Raw genomic sequence first — 17,574 nt, forward strand, 5'->3', positions numbered from 1 at the left:
TCCTGCCCGGGACTACCACGTTCCAGCGCGCCGCAAACGGTAGGTCGACGCGTTTGGGAATGCGGAATGACCTACGACGTCTTGAGCACCGCTACACCAGTTTCCCCGGCGAAAACCGGGGACGCGAGGGAGGCGATCACCGCAGAGCTCGTGGCCGACAAGGCCCGGTGGGACAGCCTGATCGCCTCATGCCCCGACCCGCACTTGCCACAGGGCTTCGCCTATGGCGAAGGCAAGGCGGCGAAGGGGTGGACCGTCAGGCGCGTAGTGTTCCTCGAGGCCGGCCGGCCGGTGGCGATCGCCACCGTGCTCGAGTTCCGCCGCTTCGGCCTTCACCTCGTCAACCGCGTCAATCGTGGTCCACTGTTCCTCGACGCCGCCCCTGATGCAGCTGAGATCGTCGGCGTCTATGCCGCGCTCCGCCGCCGCTGGGGCCGCATCTGGACGGCGCCGCTCTTGATCGCCCCTGCCCTGCCCCTCGGGGCGCCAAGCGACGCGCTGCTGCGCAGCGCCGGCTATCGCCTGCGCCACCGCCGCTCCTGGCAATCGGGCCGCATCGATTTGACCGTCGGCGAAGATGCGCTGTGGGCCGGCCTCGCGTCCACCTTCCGCAACCGCGTGCGCAATGCCGAAAAGGCCGGCGCCGAGCTGCGCATCGCCCAGGACGACGCGACCTATGAGTGGATGCTGGCGCGCCATGCCGAGAACATGGCAGAGCGCGGTTTTACCGCCGCCGACCCAACCCTGCTGCGCGCCCTGCGCGTGACCGCACCCGAGGATGTCTCGGTGTTCCAACTGCTGCACCAGGGCGAGCCGGTGGCCGGCATGTCGGTGGTCCGCTTCGGCACGCACGCCGAATATCACGTCGGCTGGTTCGGCCCCGCTGGCCGCAAGCTCAATGCCGGCAATTTCCTGATGTGGCAGGTGCTGCGCGACATGCACCGCCGCGGCGTCAGAACTTTCGATGTCGGCGGGCTGAAGCCCGGCGACGGCTATACGCGCTTCAAGCAGACGATGAAGCCGGTCGAGTATCAGCTCGCCGGCGAATGGATGAGTTGGTAGGGGGAACCACCATGAGCCTGATGGATGTGGCGCGCGGCGCCTATGTGCGAAGTCCCGAAGTGGTGCGGCGCTCGCTGGCGCCGCTGATTTCGCTGGTGCCGACCAAGCTGAAATTCGGCGGCAGCTACCGCAAGTGGCGCGAGCGCATCGCGCTGGCCAGCGCCGACCCTGCCTATGCCGATGCGCAGCACCTGGCTTCGCTACGCGCCATTGTCGGCCGCGCCCATGCTCTGAGCCCGTTCTATCGCGAGCTGATCGAGCGCGCCTTGGGCAGCAGTTTCGACGCGACGACGTTCGAGCTCAGCGATCTCACCCGCCTGCCGATCCTGCGCAAGGAAGAGCTGCGGCTGGCCGGCGAGGCCGTGCTGACCGTACCGCGCGGCGAGGCCGACCGCGGCGATACCAGCGGCTCGAACGGCGAGCGGCCGTTCACCTTCTATCTCGACAAGGACCGCAGCGCCCGCGAGATGGCCTTTGTCTATGACAACTGGAGCCGCATCGGCTTTACCGAACAGACCGGCAAGATCGTCCTGCGCGGCTTCGGGCTCCACCCCAAGGGCACCAGCATTTCGCAATGGGAGCCGGCCCTGCGCGAACTGCGGCTCTCGGTGTTCCCGATGACGCATGACGACGTGCGCACCTATCTCGACCTGATCGACAAGCACGAGCTCGAATATCTCTACGGCTACCCCTCGGCCATTGAGCTGATGTGTCGGCACATGTGCCGCATCGGCCGCCTGCCCAAACGCCCGCTCAAGGGTATCCTGCCGATCTCCGAGCCACTCTACCCGCACCAGCGCCGCATCATCACCGAGGTGTTCGGCAACGTGCCGATCGCCAATTTCTATGGGCTCAGCGAAAAAGTGCTGTTCGCCAGGGAGATCAGCAGCGACGGCTTTTACCAGTTCGACCCGCTCTATGGCCGCGCCGAGCTGGTGGATGAAGCCGGCCAGCCGATCACCGAGATCGGCCGCGAAGGCCGGCTGGTCGGCACCGGCTTTACCGGCATGAGCATGCCGTTCCTGCGCTACGACACCGAGGACCGCGCGACGCTGGTCGAGTTGCCCACGCCCGGCAACGGCCAGCGCCTCACCGTCGAGCGGCTGACGCCCCGGCGGAAGCCGGATTTCCTGATCTCGGCCGATGGCAACCGCGTCGTCACCATCGACTTCACCCCGGAAAACCCACGCTATTTCGAGGGCATCGAGGAATACCAGTTCTTCCAGGATCAGCCGGGTCACAGCACCATCCGCTACATCCCCACTGCCGATGGCAGCGAAAGCGACGCGCTGCGCGTCGCCACCGGCCTGACCCAGCGCACCCACGGCAAGATCGTCTTCGCCATCGAACAGGTCGAACGGCTGGCCGGCGGCCGGGCGGGCAAACGCGCCTTTATCGATCAGCGGCTGGATATTTCGAAGTACTGAGGGCGGGCTGATCCTATCGGCGTCATCCCGCCGCAGACCCACCACGGCCACCCCAAACTCGGTGTCATCCCAGCGAAAGCTGGGACCCATTTCTCCGCTGGCGAAGGTTGCGAGTTGGGTCCCAGCTTTCGCTGGGATGACAGCTGGTGGGTGGGGGAGCTTGAGTGCCCCACTGCGCCAGGCGGCGGCCCCCTACCCTCGCTCCACCGAAACCGCCGCCACCCGCCGCGACGCCATCGCTTCCACCGCAACGAACACCCCGACCGCCACCAGCCCCAGCCCGATCGATACCCACAGCGCCCCGCCAATGCCGAGCGTGCCCATCGCCACGGCGAGGAGGAACGGGGCGATGGCGGAGGCGATCTGGCGGGCTGAGGAGAGCCAGCCGAGCCGGGCGCCGTAGCGGTTGCGGCCGAGCAGATAGAGCGGCAGCACCCCGGCGACGATGCTGGTGAGGCCTGAGCCGAGCCCGAACAGGATGGCGAACACCACTGCACCGACCAGCGATGGCGTGGTGGTGACCAGCACGACGAGGCCGGCCGGCGGCAGCGCCGCGGCGATGACGGCGAGCCGGGTGGCGGGCAGGTCGCGGCCGAGCAGCATGTTGACCAGCCGGCTCAGCACCTGCGCCGGCCCGAACAGCGTGGTGATGATCAGCGCCCCGGCGCCAAGGCTGAGCCCCTGGAGGAGCGGCATGATCTGCAGCAGCACGCCCGACAGCACCAGCCCCTCGATGGCGAAACCGGCCATGATCAGCCCCAGGGCGAGGTTGCGCCGCCCCAGCGGCAGCACGCCGGCCTCGGCGACGCTCTGCTGCGACTTGCCGGCCGCCTGCCCGGCCGCGACCGAAGCGCCACGCGCCAGCCAGAAATGCAGCGGCGCACAGACCAGAAGGTTGAGCGCCGCGAAGACGAAATAGGTGCCCCGCCAGCCCAGCTGCTCGAGCAGCACCGCGGTCAGCGGCCAGAACAGCGTCGAGGCGAAACCGGCGATCAGCGTCAGGTAGGTGATGCGCCGCTGCGCCTGCTCGGCGCCTGCCTGCACCAAAGCCGCAAACGCGGTGGCGTAGAGCACGAGGCTCGAGGCGATCTCCATGCCGATCAGCGCCGCGGCAAAACTATAGCCATCGACGGCGAGGCCGGCCGCGCCGAGCAGCAGCGCCGCCGCTACCGAACCCGCCACCATGGTGCGCGCGGCGCCGAAGCGGTCGGCCAGATGCCCGGCCACAGGGGCGAGGAAGCCCCCCGCCAGGAGGGCCACACTCAGCGCCCCGAACACCCATTCCGGCGGCCAGCCGAACTCGGCGCCGATCGCCGGAGCCAGCACGCTGAAGGCGTAATAGAGCGTGCCATAGCCGATGACCTGGGTGGTGCCGAGCGCCCAGATCATCGCGGCGGAATTGCGGGAAGACATCGGAGCTCCGAGGTTCAGGCGAGTTCGACGAGGGGCTCGGTCACCGCCGGAGTCCCGCAGCCGCAGCCGGCTTCGCCCTCGGCCTTGGCGACCTCATCGGCGACGCAGCACGAACTCGCATCGAGCGCCGGGCCACCGCAGCACGCGGCGCCGCCGAGCGCGGCCGGCGTAACGCTGCACACTCCGGTTTCAGGCAGCACCAGGTGCACCTGCCGGGCGGCGACCGGATCGCCGGCGAGTTCTGCCACCACCGAGCGCGCCTGCTCGTAGCCGGTGGCCATCAGGAAGGTGGGGGCGCGGCCGTAGGACTTGGCGCCGACGATGTAGAAATCGGCTTCCGGGTGCGTGAGCTCGACCACCCCATGCGGCGGTACCGTGCCGCAGGAATGGAAATTGGGGTCGATCAGCGGCGACAGCGCCGGCGGCGCCTCGGTCGCCGGATCGATGCCGACGCGCAGCTCGCTGAGCAGCTGCAGGTCGGGCCGGAAACCGGTGGCGACGATGACGCGATCGACCTCGAGCGTCAGCGGCGCCAGCCCGAGGGTGCCGCTGACCGTCACGCCCTCCGCAGAGCGGGCGAGCCCGGTCGCGGCGAACGGCGCGAGGATCTGCAGCCGCCCGGCGTCGATCGCCGCCCGCGCCCTGAGGCCCAGCGCGCCGCGCTCGGGCAGCTGGTCGTTGAGCCCGCCACCGAGCAGCCGATCGAGCCGGTTGCGCCTGAGCGCCCAGAGGATCTTTGTATCGGGTGCCGCGTCCTGCAAAGCGAGCAGCGCCAGCGCCGTGTTGATGGCCGAGTGCCCGCCGCCCACCACCAGCGTGGTGCGGCCGGCATAATCGGTCCGCTGCGCCCCCATGACATCAGGAATGCCATAGGCGATGCGGTCGCCGAGCGAACGCTCTCCCGGAGCCACCAGCCCATCCACCCCCATCGGGTTGGGCCGCGTCCAGGTGCCGGAAGCATCGACCACCGCCCGCGCCGCCGTGGCCCGCTCGACGCCATCGGCATCGGTCCAGCGGATCTCGAACGGCGTCGTGTCGCGGTTGCTGTTCGACACCTTGTCGAGGCCCCGCCGGGTAATCGCCGTCACCGTCGCGCCGAGCCGCAGCGCGGTGCCGATGGCGGGCAGCTCAGCCAGCGGCTGCAGGTAGCGCGCCACGATCTCGCCGCCGGTCGGCAGCTCGGTCGACTCGGGCGCCTCCCACCCCGCAGCCTCGAGCAGCGCCCTGGCTGCCGCATCGATATTGTATTCCCACGGCGAGAACACCCGCACATGCGACCATTCGAGCAGCGACGCGCCGACCGACGCGCCGCGCTCGAAGATGATCGGCGTCAGCCCCCGCGACACCAGTTGCGCCGCCGCGGCAAGACCCACAGGACCGGCGCCGATGACCGCAACCGGAAGATGCATGTTCCTCATGATTCGATCCTTCTAGAAAGTTAGAATTATAGGACAAAAAGGGGAGGCCTCAGGCCGCCACCTCGCTGGCTGCCGGCGCGCAGGCGCCGGTTTCGTCGATACAGCACTCATCGGCGAGATAGCCGAGCAACCCATTCATGCTGGCATAATTGGCCCGGCAGATCAGTGTCGTCGCCTGCCGTTCCTGGCTGACGAGGTTGACCTCGACCAGCTTCCTGATGTGATGCGACAGCGTCGACGCCGCGATATCGAGCTTCAGCTGGAGCTTACCCACCGGCAAACCGCTGCCGCCGGCCCTGACCAGGGTGCGGTAGATGTTGAGCCGGGTCGGGTTGCCCAGGGCTTCGAGCTGCGCTGCTGCTGTTTCGATGTTCATGGAAATAGCATAGGCCGCCGGATGGGCGTGTCAAGGCTATTTCGATGATTGTGGAAACAGGCAGTCGGCAGTCGGCAGTCGGCAGTCGAAGCAGATCGCTCTTCTACTGCCGACTGCCGACTGCCGACTGCCGACCACCTGCCGTCATAAAACCTTCACTTGCCCGCCAGCCAACATATCGGTAAATCCCGATATATGGAAAACACCGATGCCATCGACGTCTTCACCGCCCTCGCCCAGGCGACCCGGCTCGACGCCTTCCGCCTGATCATGGCGCATGAGCCGCACGGCCTGCCGGCCGGCGAAGTGGCGCGCCGGCTCGAGGTGCCGCAGAACACCATGTCGAGCCACCTCGCGGTGCTCACCCGCGCCGGCCTCGTCACCGCCGAGCGGCACAGCCGCTCGATCATCTACCGCGCCGAGCTCGATCGGGTGCGCGAGGTGGCCAGTTTCCTCGTTTCCGATTGCTGCGGCGGCCGCCCTGAGCTCTGCCAGCCACTCGTCGCCGAATTCACCCCCTGCTGCACTCCGGGAGCCACCAGCAATGCCTGCTGACCGCATCTACAATGTCCTGTTCCTCTGCACCGGCAACTCGGCCCGCTCGATCCTGGGCGAAGCCCTGCTCAACCACGTGGCCGGCGACCGCTTCCATGCCTATTCGGCCGGCAGCACGCCCAAGGGCCAGGTCCACCCGATGAGCCTCGCGGTGCTGAAGGAAGCCGGCATCTCCACCGAGGGCCTCCGTTCCAAGGCCTGGGACGAGTTCGCCGTGCCGGACGCCCCGAAGATGGATTTCGTCTTCACCGTCTGCGACAACGCGGCGGGCGAAGCCTGCCCGATCTGGCCGGGCCAGCCGATGACGGCGCATTGGGGCATCGAAGACCCCGCCGCCGTCGATGGTCCGGAATTTGCCCGCCGCGCCGCCTTCGAGGATGCGCTGCGCTTCATGCGCAACCGCATCGCCGCCTTCGTCAACCTGCCGCTCCAAAGCATCGACAACATGGCGCTGGGCAGCAAGCTGCGCGGCATCGGCGCCATGGACGGCAGCACCACCAAGGCCTCGGGCGCCGCATGACCGACACTCTCCGGCCGCTCGCGGCCGAGGCGCTGGGCACCGCGCTCTTGGTCGCGACGGTGGTCGGCTCGGGCATCATGGCCGACCGGCTGACCGACGATGTGGCGCTGGCCCTGCTCGGCAATACGCTCCCCACCGGCGCCATGCTGGTGGTGCTGATCATGCTGCTCGGCCCGATCTCCGGCGCGCATCTCAACCCGGTGGTGTCGCTGGTCGCGGCGCTCGGCGGCCGGCTGCCATGGGCAAGGCTCGCGCCTTACGTGCTGGCCCAGCTGGCCGGCGGCGTCGCCGGCACGATCCTCGCCAACCTGATGTTCGACCTCGCCCCCATCGCCCTCTCCACCACCCCCCGCTCGGGGGTGGGCCAGTGGCTCTCCGAGATCGTCGCCAGCTTCGGGCTGCTGCTGGTGATCCTCCTCGGCCAGCGCCGCCCCACCGACATCCCCTGGGCCGTCGGCCTCTACATCACCGCCGCCTACTGGTTCACCGCCTCAACCTCCTTCGCCAACCCGGCAGTGACCCTGGCCCGAGCGCTGAGCGATACGTTCGCCGGCATCCGCCCGAGCGACGTCCTGCCGTTCGTCGCGGCGCAGCTGGTCGGCGGGTTGCTGGCGTATGGATTGGTGCGGTGGTTGTGGGTGCGGGTCGAGGCGGGTTCTGATAGTCACTGAGGTTCGGTTGAGCGCCGCTACCTCCCCAAACTCGGTGTCATCCCAGCGAAAGCTGGGGGACCCAACTCGCCGCAGCGCAAGCAAGTAGATGGGTCCCAGCTTTCGCTGGGATGACAGCCGGTGGGTGGGCCAGCTCTGTGCCTACCACGGTCGACTGCGGGCACCAGTGGTCATGCTCCACTGGAATGCGGCCCCCCTACAACCCCAGCGCCCCCAGCATCTCCCGGTCCGGCACTGCCGGCCCTGTCGGCTCGATCACGCTCATCCCATAGGGGTTGGCATATTCCCAGATCGCCCAGGGAATCCCATTCGCCTCCGCGGTCTGGCGCAGCGTCGTGAGGTAGCGCAGCCGGTCGGAATTGAAGGCGCCCATGCGGCCGTCCGGGGTCATCAGGATCACTCCGAACTCGCCCATGAACAGCCGCTCGGGCGGGATGGCGTTGGCCTTGGCCCAGTCGACCGCCTCGCCGACCCGCGCCTTGAGCCGCGCTTCGTCCCAATTCTCGGCGAAATACTCATCGATCGCCCCGCCCACCGCCGAAAGGTTGCGCGCCTGCTCCGCCTCGCTGAGCCCCGCCGCCATCATATGCGCCTTCAGCATTTCGACCGTCAGCTCGGCCGAGCCCGAGCTCGCCGGCCAGGGCAGGCCTGAGGCGAAATCGCTTTCACGATCAGCGCGCTGGTGGGTGAAGCTGTGCGGCTCGTACATGTGGAAGCTGTAGAGGATATTGGGGTCGTCGAACCCGGGGCGGATATCGGTCAGCCCGGTAATGCTGCCTCCGCAGCCGCCGGTGGCGACAATGGTGAGCTCGGTGCTGACGGCGCGCACCGCCGCGACCGTCGCCGTCATGATCTGCTGCCAATCCTCGCTGCCCGAGGCGTCGCAGGGGTAATGCGCCGGCTCGTTATAGGGCTCGATCGCCACCCGGTCGTTTCCGAACGGCGCTAGGATGCGCGCGACATCGGCGACCATGGCGATATAGCCGGCAATGGCGTCGGAGCCGGCGGGCCCATTGACCACGTCCATGCTGTATTGCGGCACCTGCGACACCGAGTGGAGGTTGAGCACCACCCTGAGGTCGGCGCCCAGGAGCTTCGTCACCGCATCGGCCAGCACCGCCAGCGCTTCCTGGCGCCGCTCGCCCTCAGTCGCCAGCAGCGGCCCCGGATCGACCGTCAGCCGCACATAATCGAAGCCCAACGCCCGGATATCGGTAAAGGGATCGGAGGCCGGCCAGTCGCTGGCCGAGCGCCCGCCCGCCAGCCAGTCGGCCACCGACTGGTAGGGTGGCCAGCGATAGCTGCCATCTGCGGCGAGCGGCGACCAGTTGAGCCACTGGTGGATGTTGACCCCGCGGTGCAACGGCAGCGGCGCGGCGACGGCACTGCCGGCCACTAGCGCCAGCAGCAGCACCATCATCCGCCAGATCGTGGTCATCGCATCTCTCCGCATCGCGCCCGCGCCGATGTTAACCGCACGATGCGATGCCGAGGTTTCACCCGCGCCGAAATCGCCCTCTATGGTGTATCAGACGTCAAACGCTGGGGGCGCCGATGAAGCTCGGCTGGTACATCAACCGACTGCGCAGCATGGAGCCGGCCGAGGTGCTGCACCGCCTCGGCGAGGCGGCAAAGCAGCGCATTTCGAAGGGCCGGCATGAAGGCTGGGCCCGCTACCCCGCGCCCCAGACCCTCACCACCCTCACCACCCTCACCACCCTCCCCACCCTGCCCGGCCTGCGCGACCGCCTCGCGGGCGCCGACGAAGCCACCCGCACCGCCATCGCCGCCGCTGCCGCCAACACACTGGCCGGCCGCTTCAGCGCGCTCGGCCGTGACTGGCCGGCGCGCAACCCGGCTGAGTTGTTCCCCCAAACCCTCTGGCGCTTCGACCCGGTCACCTCCGGCGCCTGGCCCGGCCCCGAGGCCTATGCGCTGGAGATCGATTTCCGCCACGATGGCAGCCGTGGCGACATCAAGTATGTCTGGGAGCTCAACCGGCTGCAGTGGCTCGTGCCGCTCGCCGCCGAGGTGCTGCTCACCGATAATGCCGGGGCGCTTGCTGCCATCGAGGCCGCCATTGCCAGCTGGCACGCCGCCAACCCGCCCTTCCGCGGCGTCGCCTGGGCCTCGGGCATCGAGGTGGCGCTGCGCGCCATCAGCCTCATCGTCGTCGCGAGCCTCGCCGGGGACAGCCTGAGCCCTGGCGCCAGGCGGATGATCGGCGAAATCCTCGCCGCCAGCCGCTTCTGGCTGCCGCGCTTCCCCTCAAAATTCTCGTCGGCCAATAACCACCTGGTGGCGGAGCTGGCGGGCGAATACCTCATCGGCCTCGCCTATGGCACCGAACCGCCGGCGACCCGCGCGGCGCTCATCGCCGAGATCGATCGGCAGATTCTCGCCGATGGCAGCGGCGCCGAGCAGACCCCGACCTATGCTGCCTTCACCGTCGAGCTGGCCCTGCTCTGCGCCTTCGCGGCGCGGGCGGCCGGCGTTCCGTTTCCCGAGAGTTTCGACAACCGGATCAGCGCCTTCGCCAGCTTTATTGATTCACTTGGCGAGCCACCTCCTGCATTGGGCGATGATGACGAGGGCCGGGTGCTGACGCTGGGGGGCGACGAGCCCGGCTATATCGGGTTCATCGCCAGCGCCATTGCTGGCTTCCTCGGCATCCCCGGCATGACCCCAGCGCCGGGCGACCTCCGCAGCGCCATCTTCGGCCAGCCATCGGCGGTTTCCACCCCGCCCGATGGCCTCACCACCTTCTCCGATGGCGGCCTCACGGTCTGGCGCGGATCCCTCGCCGGGCACGCGGCCACGCTCAGCTTCGACCATGGGCCGCTCGGTTACCTCTCGATCGCCGCGCATGGCCATGCCGACGCGCTCTCGGTCACCCTCGCGCTCGACGGCCAGCCGGTGCTGGTCGACCCCGGTACGTATCTCTATGGCTCGGGCGGCGCCTGGCGCGATTGGTTCCGCGGCACGCCCGCGCACAACACGCTGACCCTTTACGGCCACAACCAGAGCCGCATCTCCGGCGCCTTCAACTGGTCCGACAAGGCAAGTGCGCTCTGGCTCGGCCCGCTGCACGCCAGCCATGACGGCTATGTGAAGGCCTTCGGCGTCACCCACGAGCGTCGCATCGCGCCCGGCCCCGATGGCTTCGCCATCACCGACAAACTCAACGGCGGCACCGAGGAAGCCGAACTGGTGTTCCAGCTGGCAGGCGATCTCGACACCCGGATCGACGGCGACACGGTACTGGTACAGCGCGCCGGCGCCCCCGTGCTGACGCTCCGCTTCCCCTCCCCCGCCATCGCCGTGGCCCGCGGCGGCGATACCCCCGGCCCCGGCGGCTGGGTCGCCCCGCGCTTCGGCGAAAAACTCCCCGCCGACCGCATCGTCTGGCGCGGCAATATCGGACCGGATGGGGTGGTGACCAGGATCAGCGTCGCCAAGTGAGTGGTGCGCAGCCACTAGCGAGCAGGCAGGGAATCCATTCGCTACCGGCTATTCGCTGCTCCCTATCCGCTTCCTAGCGGCAACGCTTGACACCCACCCCCGCCAAACCTAAGAAGGCGCCGCGCATAGCGCCCCGCCGGTGGTCTCTGACCGCCCGCACCTCGGGGCGGAGTAGCTCAGTTGGTTAGAGCAGCGGAATCATAATCCGTGTGTCGGGGGTTCAAATCCCTCCTCCGCTACCAGATCCCCTAAAATCGCCGGGCACCGGCCGAAGCCGCGCGACAGACGCACGGCCGTGCAATCCCTCCCCCGCGAAGCGGGAAAGGGAAACCCGACTGATGGTGCGGTGAGCCTCGATCAGCCTCCGACCTCACCCGCGTTCGGCTCTGCGGCTCGGAAATACCATCGCAGAAGATATGCGCTGTAAGCATTGGCGGCTGAGACGACGAGCATCTCGCCTCCCTCTTCGATCAGGCCAAGGATCCGGTCGGGGCGAAAGGCAAGGTCGTCGGGAAGAAGGCTGTGTAGGAAATCCACGCCGACCGCCAACGAACCCAGGATCCAGATCAGGGCCACCAGGAGCGCGGGAGACAGTCGCACGCTTCCATAAGGTCTGGGCCGCGGAGAAGGAGAACCTGCCGCTGGCGCGCAAGGTGGTTGATGCCGTCGACGCGCATTTAGGCCGCGTGCCCATCGCCAGAACCTGAGCCAGCTCCTCCGATGCACGCCCCCTACGCCACCACCTGCCGCCCCCGGATGATCGCCGAGGCCGCCGCCGGGTCCGGCGGCAGCACCGCGCCCTTCAGGGCGATCGAGTAGGGCTGGGTCGGGTGTTCCAGCACCGTGCGCGCGTCGCCGCTTTCGATCACCTTGCCCTTCTGCATGATGATCACCCGGTCCGAGATGTAGTAGGCGGTCGCCAAATCGTGGGTGATGTAGATGATCGAGACCTTCAGCTCGTCGCGCAGGTCGCGGAACAGGTTGACGATCGACATGCGGAGCGACGCATCGACCATCGAGACGGGCTCGTCGGCGACGATCAGCTTGGGGTTGGGGATCAGCGCGCGGGCCACCGCGATGCGCTGCAGCTGGCCGCCGGAGAGCTCGTGCGAATAGCGGCCACGCACCTCGGCCAGCGATAGCCCGACCCGCTGCAGGGCCGCGTCGGCAGCGGCTTCGCGGGCCCCGCGGTTGCTGGCGCCGAGGAAGCGATGGGCGGTAGCGAACAGGTATTCGTCGAGCCGCGTCAACGGGTTGAACGCCTCGAACGGGTTCTGGAACACCGGCTGCACCTTGGCCATGAAGGCCTCGCGCGCCGCCCGGCCGCGGATCGCCGCGACGTCGGTGCCGTCGAAACTGAGCTGCCCAGAACTCGGCACTTCATTACCGAGCATCATCTTGGCGAGGGTCGATTTGCCGGAGCCGGATTCGCCGACAATGGCGAAGATCTCGGGCTTGTCGGCGCTGAGCGCAAAGTTGACATCGTCCACCGCCTTCATCGAGCGGCGGGAGAAAAACCCGCCGACCGGGAAGAGCTTGGTGACATGGTCGAGCCGCAACAGGTCGGTCATGCTGCCACCACCTCGCCGGCGCGGAAGCAGGCGACACGGCCGCCGGTGGCGCTGGGCTGCATGAGCGGGACCTCCCTGGAACAACGCTCGATGGCGAGCGGGCAGCGCGGATGGAAGCGGCAGCCGCTCGGTGGATCGGAGAGCGCGGGGGGCTTGCCCGGCAGGCTTTTGCGCACCCGCACATCGCCGATGCGCGGCAGGCTGCCGATCAGGTGCGCGGTATAGGGATGCTGCGGATTGTCGAACAGCGCCTGGGTCGCCCCCTCCTCCGCCAACCGCCCGGCATACATGATGGCCAGCCGATCGGTGATCGCCGCGTGGACGCTCATGTCGTGGGTGACGAAGATGATCGAGGCCTGCATGCGGGCCTGCACATCCTTGATCAGGCCCAGCACATCCTGCTGCACCAGCACATCGAGCGCCGTGGTGGGCTCGTCCGCGATGATGAACTCGGGCTCGCACACTGTCGCGAGCGCAATGGTGATGCGCTGCCGCATGCCGCCCGAAAGCTGGTGCGGGAAGGCTTCGAGCACATCGGGGTCGAGCCCCAGCCGCTCGAGATGCTGGCGCACCTTGCTCCAGAACGCCGCGCCACCCAGCCCCATATGGCGATAGGCGAAATCGTGGAACGAGTGCTTCACCCGGCGCACCGGGTTCAACACGTTCATCGAGCCCTGCATGATGTAGCTGAGGTGGCGCCAGCGCGCCGGCTTCAGCTGCTCGGGCTCGCCATAGACATCGATGCTCTGGCCGCCGAAATCGAACTTCACCGAGCCTTCGATCACCCGCATCGGCGGGCGGATGGCGCCGGCCAGCGTCTTGATCAGCGAACTCTTGCCGCTCGAGGATTCCCCGGCAATGCCGTAGACCTCGTTGCGCTGCACGGTGAGGCTGATGTCGTCGACCGCCCGCACCTCGCGGCGCACCCCGAAGTGTTCGTTGATGTAATAGGCCTTAAGCCCTTCGACGGTCAGCACATTCTTGGGCGCCACGGCGGTCTTTTTGGCCTTGCTGAGAACTTCGTGCATGTCAGGCTCCCATCCGGGCGAGCCGGCTGCGCGGATCGATATATTCGTTGACCGACATGGCCAGCATGAACAGGCCAAGGAACAGGATGACGACGAAAACCATCGGCACCGCGATCCACCACCAGATGCCGGCAACCATCGCCGAGTGGGCATTGGCCCAGTAGATCATCCCGCCGATGGTCGGCCGGTTGATGTCGGAAAAGCCGAGGATCGACAGCGTCACCTCGAGGCCGATGGCCCAGATCAGGTTGTTCATGGTGGTGTAAAAGACGATCGGCATGACGTAGGGCAGATGCTCGCGGAACAGGATCTTCCCGGTCCGCATGCCCGAGAACACCGCTTGGCGGGTGAACTCGCGATTGCGCAGCGACAGCGCCACCGAGCGGATCAGCCGGCTGTCATGCTGCCAGCCGAGCAGCGCCGCGGTGACCGCGAGGATCGGCCAGCTCATCTGGTCGCGCAGCACGAACACGAGGAGCAGCAGGATCGGGATGTTGGGCAGCGCGTTCAGCGTGTCGTTGATCGCCATGATCACCTGATCGACGCGGCCGCCGAGATAGCCCGAGACGAGGCCGACAGTGATGGCGATGACGCGGCTGACCAGGGCCACGACAACGCCGAACATCAGCGTGTTCCGCATGGAGGCCGCCAGCTGCCAGAACAGATCCTGGCCGCGCGAATTGGTACCCAGCCAGTACTCGGCCGAAGGCGGCATGTCGGGGATGACGACATAGGTCATCATCTCGTCATAGGGCGCAAAGAACGAGGCGACGACGAGCGCCAGGATCACTGCGAGGAAGATCGCGCCGACCAGGAACTCGCGATTGTAGCGCAAGAGGTCAATGAGAATCTTCATGGCGCTACCCCAGTTTCACGCGCGGATCGATGAGCGGATAGAGAACATCGATGATGAACACGGCGGTGGCCACGGCGATGATCGCGATGGTGGTGACGCCGAGCACCAGGCTGTAGTCGCCGGCATAGATGCCCGCGACGAGGAGCTTGCCCATCCCCGGATAGTTGAAGACGAACTCGACGATGACAGCGCCGCCGAACACATGGCCCAGCGTCAGCGCCAGGCCCGTGACCTGCGGCAGCATGGCGTTGCGCGCCACATATTGCGAAAACATCGTCCGGCCGGGGACACCCGCCAGTTCGGCGTAGACCACGTGATCCTCGGTGACGATGTTGGAGACCAGCGAGCGCATCGAGATGAACCAGCCGCCCAGCCCGACACAGACCAGCGTCAATGCCGGCAGCGTGCCGTGGACGATCACCGAGGAGACGTACTCCCAGGTGAAGCCCGGCTCGAGATTCAGTTGCGCCCCGCCGCTGATCGGCAGGACGGGCCAGAGGTAGCCGAAGACGATGATCATGCTCAGCCCCACGATGTAGGTGGGGATCGGCTGCATCGACATCACGAACACGCCCAGGACCTTGAGCGGGCGGTTGTCGCGGAAATAGCCGGCGAGCGCGCCGAAAAGATTTCCCAGGGTCCAGGAGAACAGCGTCGCGAGGGTCAGCAGCCCGACCGTCCACGGCAGGGCACGGCCGATCACGGTGCTCACCGGGGTCGGGAAGGCAGAGAGCGACGGGCCGAAATCGCCTGTCAGGACGCGGCCCCAGAAGGTGAAGTACTGATCGAGCAGCGAACCACCCGTGCCGTAGAGCTCGCGCAGGGACTCGCGCAGCAACTCGACCGAACGCGGATCGGTATTGCCGAAACTGGTGAGCAGCGACACCGTCTGCTCGATCGGATCGACCGGTGAGAAGTGCGCGATAAGGAATGACAGTGTCACGCCCGTGAACACCACGAACAGGAACTGGCCAAAGCGCTTCATGAGATAGATGAGAAAGCCGTGCATCCCGCCTCTCGGATCAGTTGGATCGGAGCGGACCAGCCGGAGTTACCGGCTGGTCCAGGTGCGTTGTGGGTTTACTGCGCCGCAGGCGTGGCGGCCTTCAGGCTCACCACCATGTAGCGGATGTTCGACCAGTTCGGGCCGGATGCCGAGTACGGGTTGTCGATGCTCGGGTAGTTGGTCCAGTAGGTCGTGTCGAACGGCGCGAACTTGTTGTAGGCCATCAGCGGGATCATCGGCATTTCCTCGACGGCGAGCTTGAGGAAATCCTGACCCAGCTGCTTCACCTCGGGTGCGTCGAAGGCGACCGTGCGGTTGCGCTCGATGATCTCGTCGAGGCGTGGATCCTCCCAGCGCTGCAGGTTGCGCGGCGGTTGGATCTCGCCCACCGGCTTGATGAACTCCGAGTGATAGCTATCGAGGAAGAAGCTGAGGTCGGGGTGGCCGCCCCAGGTCTCGATCGACCAGGCAATGACCGTCTCGAAGTCGCCGGTGCCGAGCCGCTGACCGTGTGTCGGTCCGGCAACGTCGACTTTGGCGTCGATGCCGGCCTGGGTCCACTGCTGGGCGATCGCCGTGCCGGCGCGGGCCAGCGTCGGGATGGCGTCGCCTTCGACCTGCACCCGGATGGTGAAGGGCGTGCCGTCGGGCTTCATCCAGCGGTTGCCCTGCTTGGTGAAGCCGGCCTTCTGCAGCAACTCGGTCGCCGCCTGCACGTCCTGCTTCCACCAGCCGAAGCCGAAGGTGCGCTTGAGCTGCTCCGGATCGGTCGGGATCTGGTCGCCCCATTGCGGGCGCACCATCTTGGCGAGCTGCTCGGCAATGGTCGGATCGTACGGCTTGATCTTGCGGGTGCCGGTATCCAGCTCGAAATTGGTCAGCCAATCCTGCATCGGCACGAAATAGTCCTCGGGCGCCGACCCGGTCGGCGGGGTGGCGAGAGCCGAGAGGTTCGCCGCACCGCGATAGGAGCCGAGCGCCACGGCGCGGATATCGATCAGCAGCGCCAGGGCCCAACGGACGTCCTTGTTGTCGAATGGCGCCTTCTTGGTGTTGAACAGCACCGAAGGCAGCGTCGGATCGGGATGCGCATAGGGGAAGCCGGCGAGCCAGGCGGCAGCGCTCGGGTTATCCTTCATGATCGAGAACATGCCTTCCGGCGTGATGTCGTTGATCACGTCGAGGTTGTGGTTGCGCTGTTCGATGACGCGGGCTTCGGGGTTGCCGGCGGCGCGGTACACCACGTACTTCACCTGCGGCTGGCCCCAATCCATGCCGATCGTGGTGCGCTGCCAATCGTCGCGCAGCTTCCAGATCGTCCAGTTGCCCGCCTTGTCGTAGCTGTGGAGCACGTAGGCGCTCAGCGATACCGGCGGGTTGAAGTCATAGGCCAGCGGATCGGCGACCTTCTCGAAGATATGCTTGGGCATGATCCAGGCGGCGTTCCAGCGCACTGTGAACAGGGCATGGAAACGTGAGTTCGGCGCCTTGAGCTTGAAGACCACCGTGTCGCGATCCGGCGCTTCCACCGAGGCGACGTTGACGCCGAATGCTGCTGCCCAGTTCATGCCGGGGTGATCGATCAGCGTCTGGACGGTGTAGACCACGTCATCGGCAGTAAACTCGACGCCGTCGCTCCAGTAGACGCCCTGGCGCAGCTTGACCGTCATCTCGGTGAAGTCGGCATTGTAGATGGGCGGCTCGGTGGCGAGCGCGTTCTGCCAGGGGTTGGGGCCACCCTCGGGGTTGATGAACCAGAAGGTGTCAGCCGATAGCTGCTGCGTGCCGTTCGTGGTGGCGCCGCCGCCCGGCGCCCAGATGTTGAACCAGTCGGCGTTCTGCGCCGTCGGCCCCTGAATGATCAGCGCCTCGTTACGCGGAATGCCGGCGATAAAATCCTGCGCCAAGGCCGGCAGCGCCAATAATGACGCCACCGCCGCGACGGCGATTGTCCTTAGAAACTTCATCTTGCTGTTCCTCCCGGCTCGCAGGCGAGCCCCGTTTTTCGTCGGATCGATGAAAGACTTAGAGACCCGAGCCTGCCTTCCTGGCCTCGCTATCGAGGTCCCGGAAGCGCCTGGCAGGCAACGGTCTCACGGCGATCTTTATCGACAATTTGCACGCACTCGGCAACCCTCTTCCGCAAAAATCCGCAGAAAATGCCGGAAATCCTGACATGACAGCGCTTCTGCGTACCGTGCGTCCGAAC

The 17,574-nt window shown here is 67.0% G+C and carries 16 protein-coding genes and 1 tRNA gene; 7 read left to right on the top strand and 10 right to left on the bottom strand.

What is annotated here, in order from left to right; translation table 11 throughout:
- The first annotated feature begins 66 nt into the window (after positions 1-66).
- Both ASC89_RS22170 and ASC89_RS22175 read left to right on the top strand, forming a co-directional pair.
- Entirely contained in the window at positions 67-1,062 is a 996-nt protein-coding gene (locus ASC89_RS22170; protein WP_082533521.1) for a GNAT family N-acetyltransferase, read from the top strand.
- Positions 1,063-1,073: 11 nt separating this feature from the next.
- Positions 1,074-2,489 carry a hypothetical protein gene (locus ASC89_RS22175; protein ID WP_056001830.1) on the top strand — a complete coding sequence of 472 codons (1,416 nt, stop codon included), beginning with the start codon at positions 1,074-1,076 and terminating at the stop codon, positions 2,487-2,489.
- Positions 2,490-2,681: 192 nt separating this feature from the next.
- On the opposite strand, the gene arsK is transcribed toward ASC89_RS22175, so the two are convergent.
- The 3 genes from arsK to ASC89_RS22190 are packed head-to-tail and all read right to left on the bottom strand — an operon-like array spanning position 2,682 to position 5,696.
- A complete protein-coding gene (arsK, locus tag ASC89_RS22180; protein ID WP_055884078.1) occupies positions 2,682-3,902 on the bottom strand; it encodes an arsenite efflux MFS transporter ArsK in 1,221 nt (406 codons plus the stop codon).
- 14 nt (positions 3,903-3,916) lie between these two features.
- Complete coding sequence (locus tag ASC89_RS22185) at positions 3,917-5,320, bottom strand: NAD(P)-binding domain-containing protein (protein WP_055884082.1); 1,404 nt, start codon at positions 5,318-5,320, stop codon at positions 3,917-3,919.
- 49 nt (positions 5,321-5,369) lie between these two features.
- Positions 5,370-5,696: a helix-turn-helix transcriptional regulator gene (locus tag ASC89_RS22190; protein ID WP_055884085.1), complete on the bottom strand. Its 327-nt coding sequence runs from the start codon at positions 5,694-5,696 to the stop codon at positions 5,370-5,372.
- 195 nt (positions 5,697-5,891) lie between these two features.
- Between ASC89_RS22190 and ASC89_RS22195 the strand changes: the two genes are divergently transcribed.
- Genes ASC89_RS22195 through ASC89_RS22205 form a run of 3 tightly spaced genes read left to right on the top strand, consistent with a single transcriptional unit; the run spans position 5,892 to position 7,442 of the window.
- Positions 5,892-6,251, top strand: a complete 360-nt coding sequence (locus ASC89_RS22195) for a helix-turn-helix transcriptional regulator (RefSeq protein WP_055884088.1) — start codon at positions 5,892-5,894, stop codon at positions 6,249-6,251.
- Positions 6,241-6,771 (top strand): arsenate reductase ArsC, encoded by a 531-nt coding sequence (locus ASC89_RS22200; protein ID WP_055884090.1) that lies wholly within the window; start codon positions 6,241-6,243, stop codon positions 6,769-6,771. Before ASC89_RS22195 ends, ASC89_RS22200 begins: the two co-directional genes overlap by 11 nt.
- Positions 6,768-7,442 carry an MIP/aquaporin family protein gene (locus ASC89_RS22205; RefSeq protein WP_055884093.1) on the top strand — a complete coding sequence of 225 codons (675 nt, stop codon included), beginning with the start codon at positions 6,768-6,770 and terminating at the stop codon, positions 7,440-7,442. The genes ASC89_RS22200 and ASC89_RS22205 overlap by 4 nt, the downstream gene beginning before the upstream one ends.
- 196 nt (positions 7,443-7,638) lie before the next feature.
- Here the strand turns inward: ASC89_RS22205 and ASC89_RS22210 are convergent, their stop codons facing one another.
- A complete protein-coding gene (locus ASC89_RS22210) occupies positions 7,639-8,880 on the bottom strand; it encodes a glycoside hydrolase family 5 protein (protein WP_156384723.1) in 1,242 nt (413 codons plus the stop codon).
- A gap of 116 nt (positions 8,881-8,996) precedes the next feature.
- Here ASC89_RS22210 and ASC89_RS22215 point away from each other — a divergent pair, with 116 nt between their 5' ends.
- Together ASC89_RS22215 and ASC89_RS22220 are read left to right on the top strand one after the other, a co-directional pair.
- Complete coding sequence (locus ASC89_RS22215) at positions 8,997-10,904, top strand: heparinase II/III-family protein (RefSeq protein ID WP_055884097.1); 1,908 nt, start codon at positions 8,997-8,999, stop codon at positions 10,902-10,904.
- 165 nt (positions 10,905-11,069) lie between these two features.
- Positions 11,070-11,146 (top strand) — tRNA-Met (locus ASC89_RS22220).
- A 115-nt stretch (positions 11,147-11,261) separates the two neighbouring features.
- Here ASC89_RS22220 and ASC89_RS22225 read toward each other — a convergent pair.
- The 6 genes from ASC89_RS22225 to ASC89_RS22250 all read right to left on the bottom strand — a co-directional run bounded on the left by ASC89_RS22225 (position 11,262) and on the right by ASC89_RS22250 (position 17,332).
- Positions 11,262-11,480 carry a hypothetical protein gene (locus ASC89_RS22225; protein ID WP_055884139.1) on the bottom strand — a complete coding sequence of 73 codons (219 nt, stop codon included), beginning with the start codon at positions 11,478-11,480 and terminating at the stop codon, positions 11,262-11,264.
- 155 nt (positions 11,481-11,635) lie between these two features.
- Positions 11,636-12,475, bottom strand: a complete 840-nt coding sequence (locus ASC89_RS22230) for an ABC transporter ATP-binding protein (RefSeq protein WP_056001833.1) — start codon at positions 12,473-12,475, stop codon at positions 11,636-11,638.
- Complete coding sequence (locus ASC89_RS22235) at positions 12,472-13,503, bottom strand: ABC transporter ATP-binding protein (RefSeq protein ID WP_055884144.1); 1,032 nt, start codon at positions 13,501-13,503, stop codon at positions 12,472-12,474. The genes ASC89_RS22230 and ASC89_RS22235 overlap by 4 nt, the downstream gene beginning before the upstream one ends.
- 1 nt (position 13,504) lies before the next feature.
- A complete protein-coding gene (locus ASC89_RS22240) occupies positions 13,505-14,359 on the bottom strand; it encodes an ABC transporter permease (RefSeq protein WP_056001836.1) in 855 nt (284 codons plus the stop codon).
- A 4-nt stretch (positions 14,360-14,363) separates the two neighbouring features.
- Positions 14,364-15,368: an ABC transporter permease gene (locus ASC89_RS22245; RefSeq protein WP_056001839.1), complete on the bottom strand. Its 1,005-nt coding sequence runs from the start codon at positions 15,366-15,368 to the stop codon at positions 14,364-14,366.
- Positions 15,369-15,439: 71 nt separating this feature from the next.
- Complete coding sequence (locus ASC89_RS22250) at positions 15,440-17,332, bottom strand: ABC transporter substrate-binding protein (RefSeq protein WP_056001842.1); 1,893 nt, start codon at positions 17,330-17,332, stop codon at positions 15,440-15,442.
- Positions 17,333-17,574: the final 242 nt, after the last annotated feature.

Origin of the sequence: Devosia sp. Root413D1 (genome assembly GCF_001425235.1) — a bacterium.
In the GTDB taxonomy this organism is placed as follows: Bacteria; Pseudomonadota; Alphaproteobacteria; order Rhizobiales; family Devosiaceae; genus Devosia_A.

Excerpts from the sequence above, each read along its gene's own strand:
- ASC89_RS22190 (WP_055884085.1), bottom strand. The coding sequence starts at position 5,696 with ATGAACATCGAAACAGCAGCAGCGCAGCTCGAAGCCCTGGGCAACCCG.
- ASC89_RS22205 (WP_055884093.1), top strand. The coding sequence starts at position 6,768 with ATGACCGACACTCTCCGGCCGCTCGCGGCCGAGGCGCTGGGCACCGCG.
- ASC89_RS22230 (WP_056001833.1), bottom strand. The coding sequence starts at position 12,475 with ATGACCGACCTGTTGCGGCTCGACCATGTCACCAAGCTCTTCCCGGTC.
- arsK (WP_055884078.1), bottom strand. The coding sequence starts at position 3,902 with ATGTCTTCCCGCAATTCCGCCGCGATGATCTGGGCGCTCGGCACCACC.
- ASC89_RS22200 (WP_055884090.1), top strand. The coding sequence starts at position 6,241 with ATGCCTGCTGACCGCATCTACAATGTCCTGTTCCTCTGCACCGGCAAC.
- ASC89_RS22245 (WP_056001839.1), bottom strand. The coding sequence starts at position 15,368 with ATGCACGGCTTTCTCATCTATCTCATGAAGCGCTTTGGCCAGTTCCTG.
- ASC89_RS22210 (WP_156384723.1), bottom strand. The coding sequence starts at position 8,880 with ATGACCACGATCTGGCGGATGATGGTGCTGCTGCTGGCGCTAGTGGCC.
- ASC89_RS22235 (WP_055884144.1), bottom strand. The coding sequence starts at position 13,503 with ATGCACGAAGTTCTCAGCAAGGCCAAAAAGACCGCCGTGGCGCCCAAG.
- ASC89_RS22175 (WP_056001830.1), top strand. The coding sequence starts at position 1,074 with ATGAGCCTGATGGATGTGGCGCGCGGCGCCTATGTGCGAAGTCCCGAA.
- ASC89_RS22170 (WP_082533521.1), top strand. The coding sequence starts at position 67 with ATGACCTACGACGTCTTGAGCACCGCTACACCAGTTTCCCCGGCGAAA.
- ASC89_RS22250 (WP_056001842.1), bottom strand. The coding sequence starts at position 17,332 with ATGAAGTTTCTAAGGACAATCGCCGTCGCGGCGGTGGCGTCATTATTG.
- ASC89_RS22195 (WP_055884088.1), top strand. The coding sequence starts at position 5,892 with ATGGAAAACACCGATGCCATCGACGTCTTCACCGCCCTCGCCCAGGCG.
- ASC89_RS22215 (WP_055884097.1), top strand. The coding sequence starts at position 8,997 with ATGAAGCTCGGCTGGTACATCAACCGACTGCGCAGCATGGAGCCGGCC.
- ASC89_RS22240 (WP_056001836.1), bottom strand. The coding sequence starts at position 14,359 with ATGAAGATTCTCATTGACCTCTTGCGCTACAATCGCGAGTTCCTGGTC.
- ASC89_RS22185 (WP_055884082.1), bottom strand. The coding sequence starts at position 5,320 with ATGAGGAACATGCATCTTCCGGTTGCGGTCATCGGCGCCGGTCCTGTG.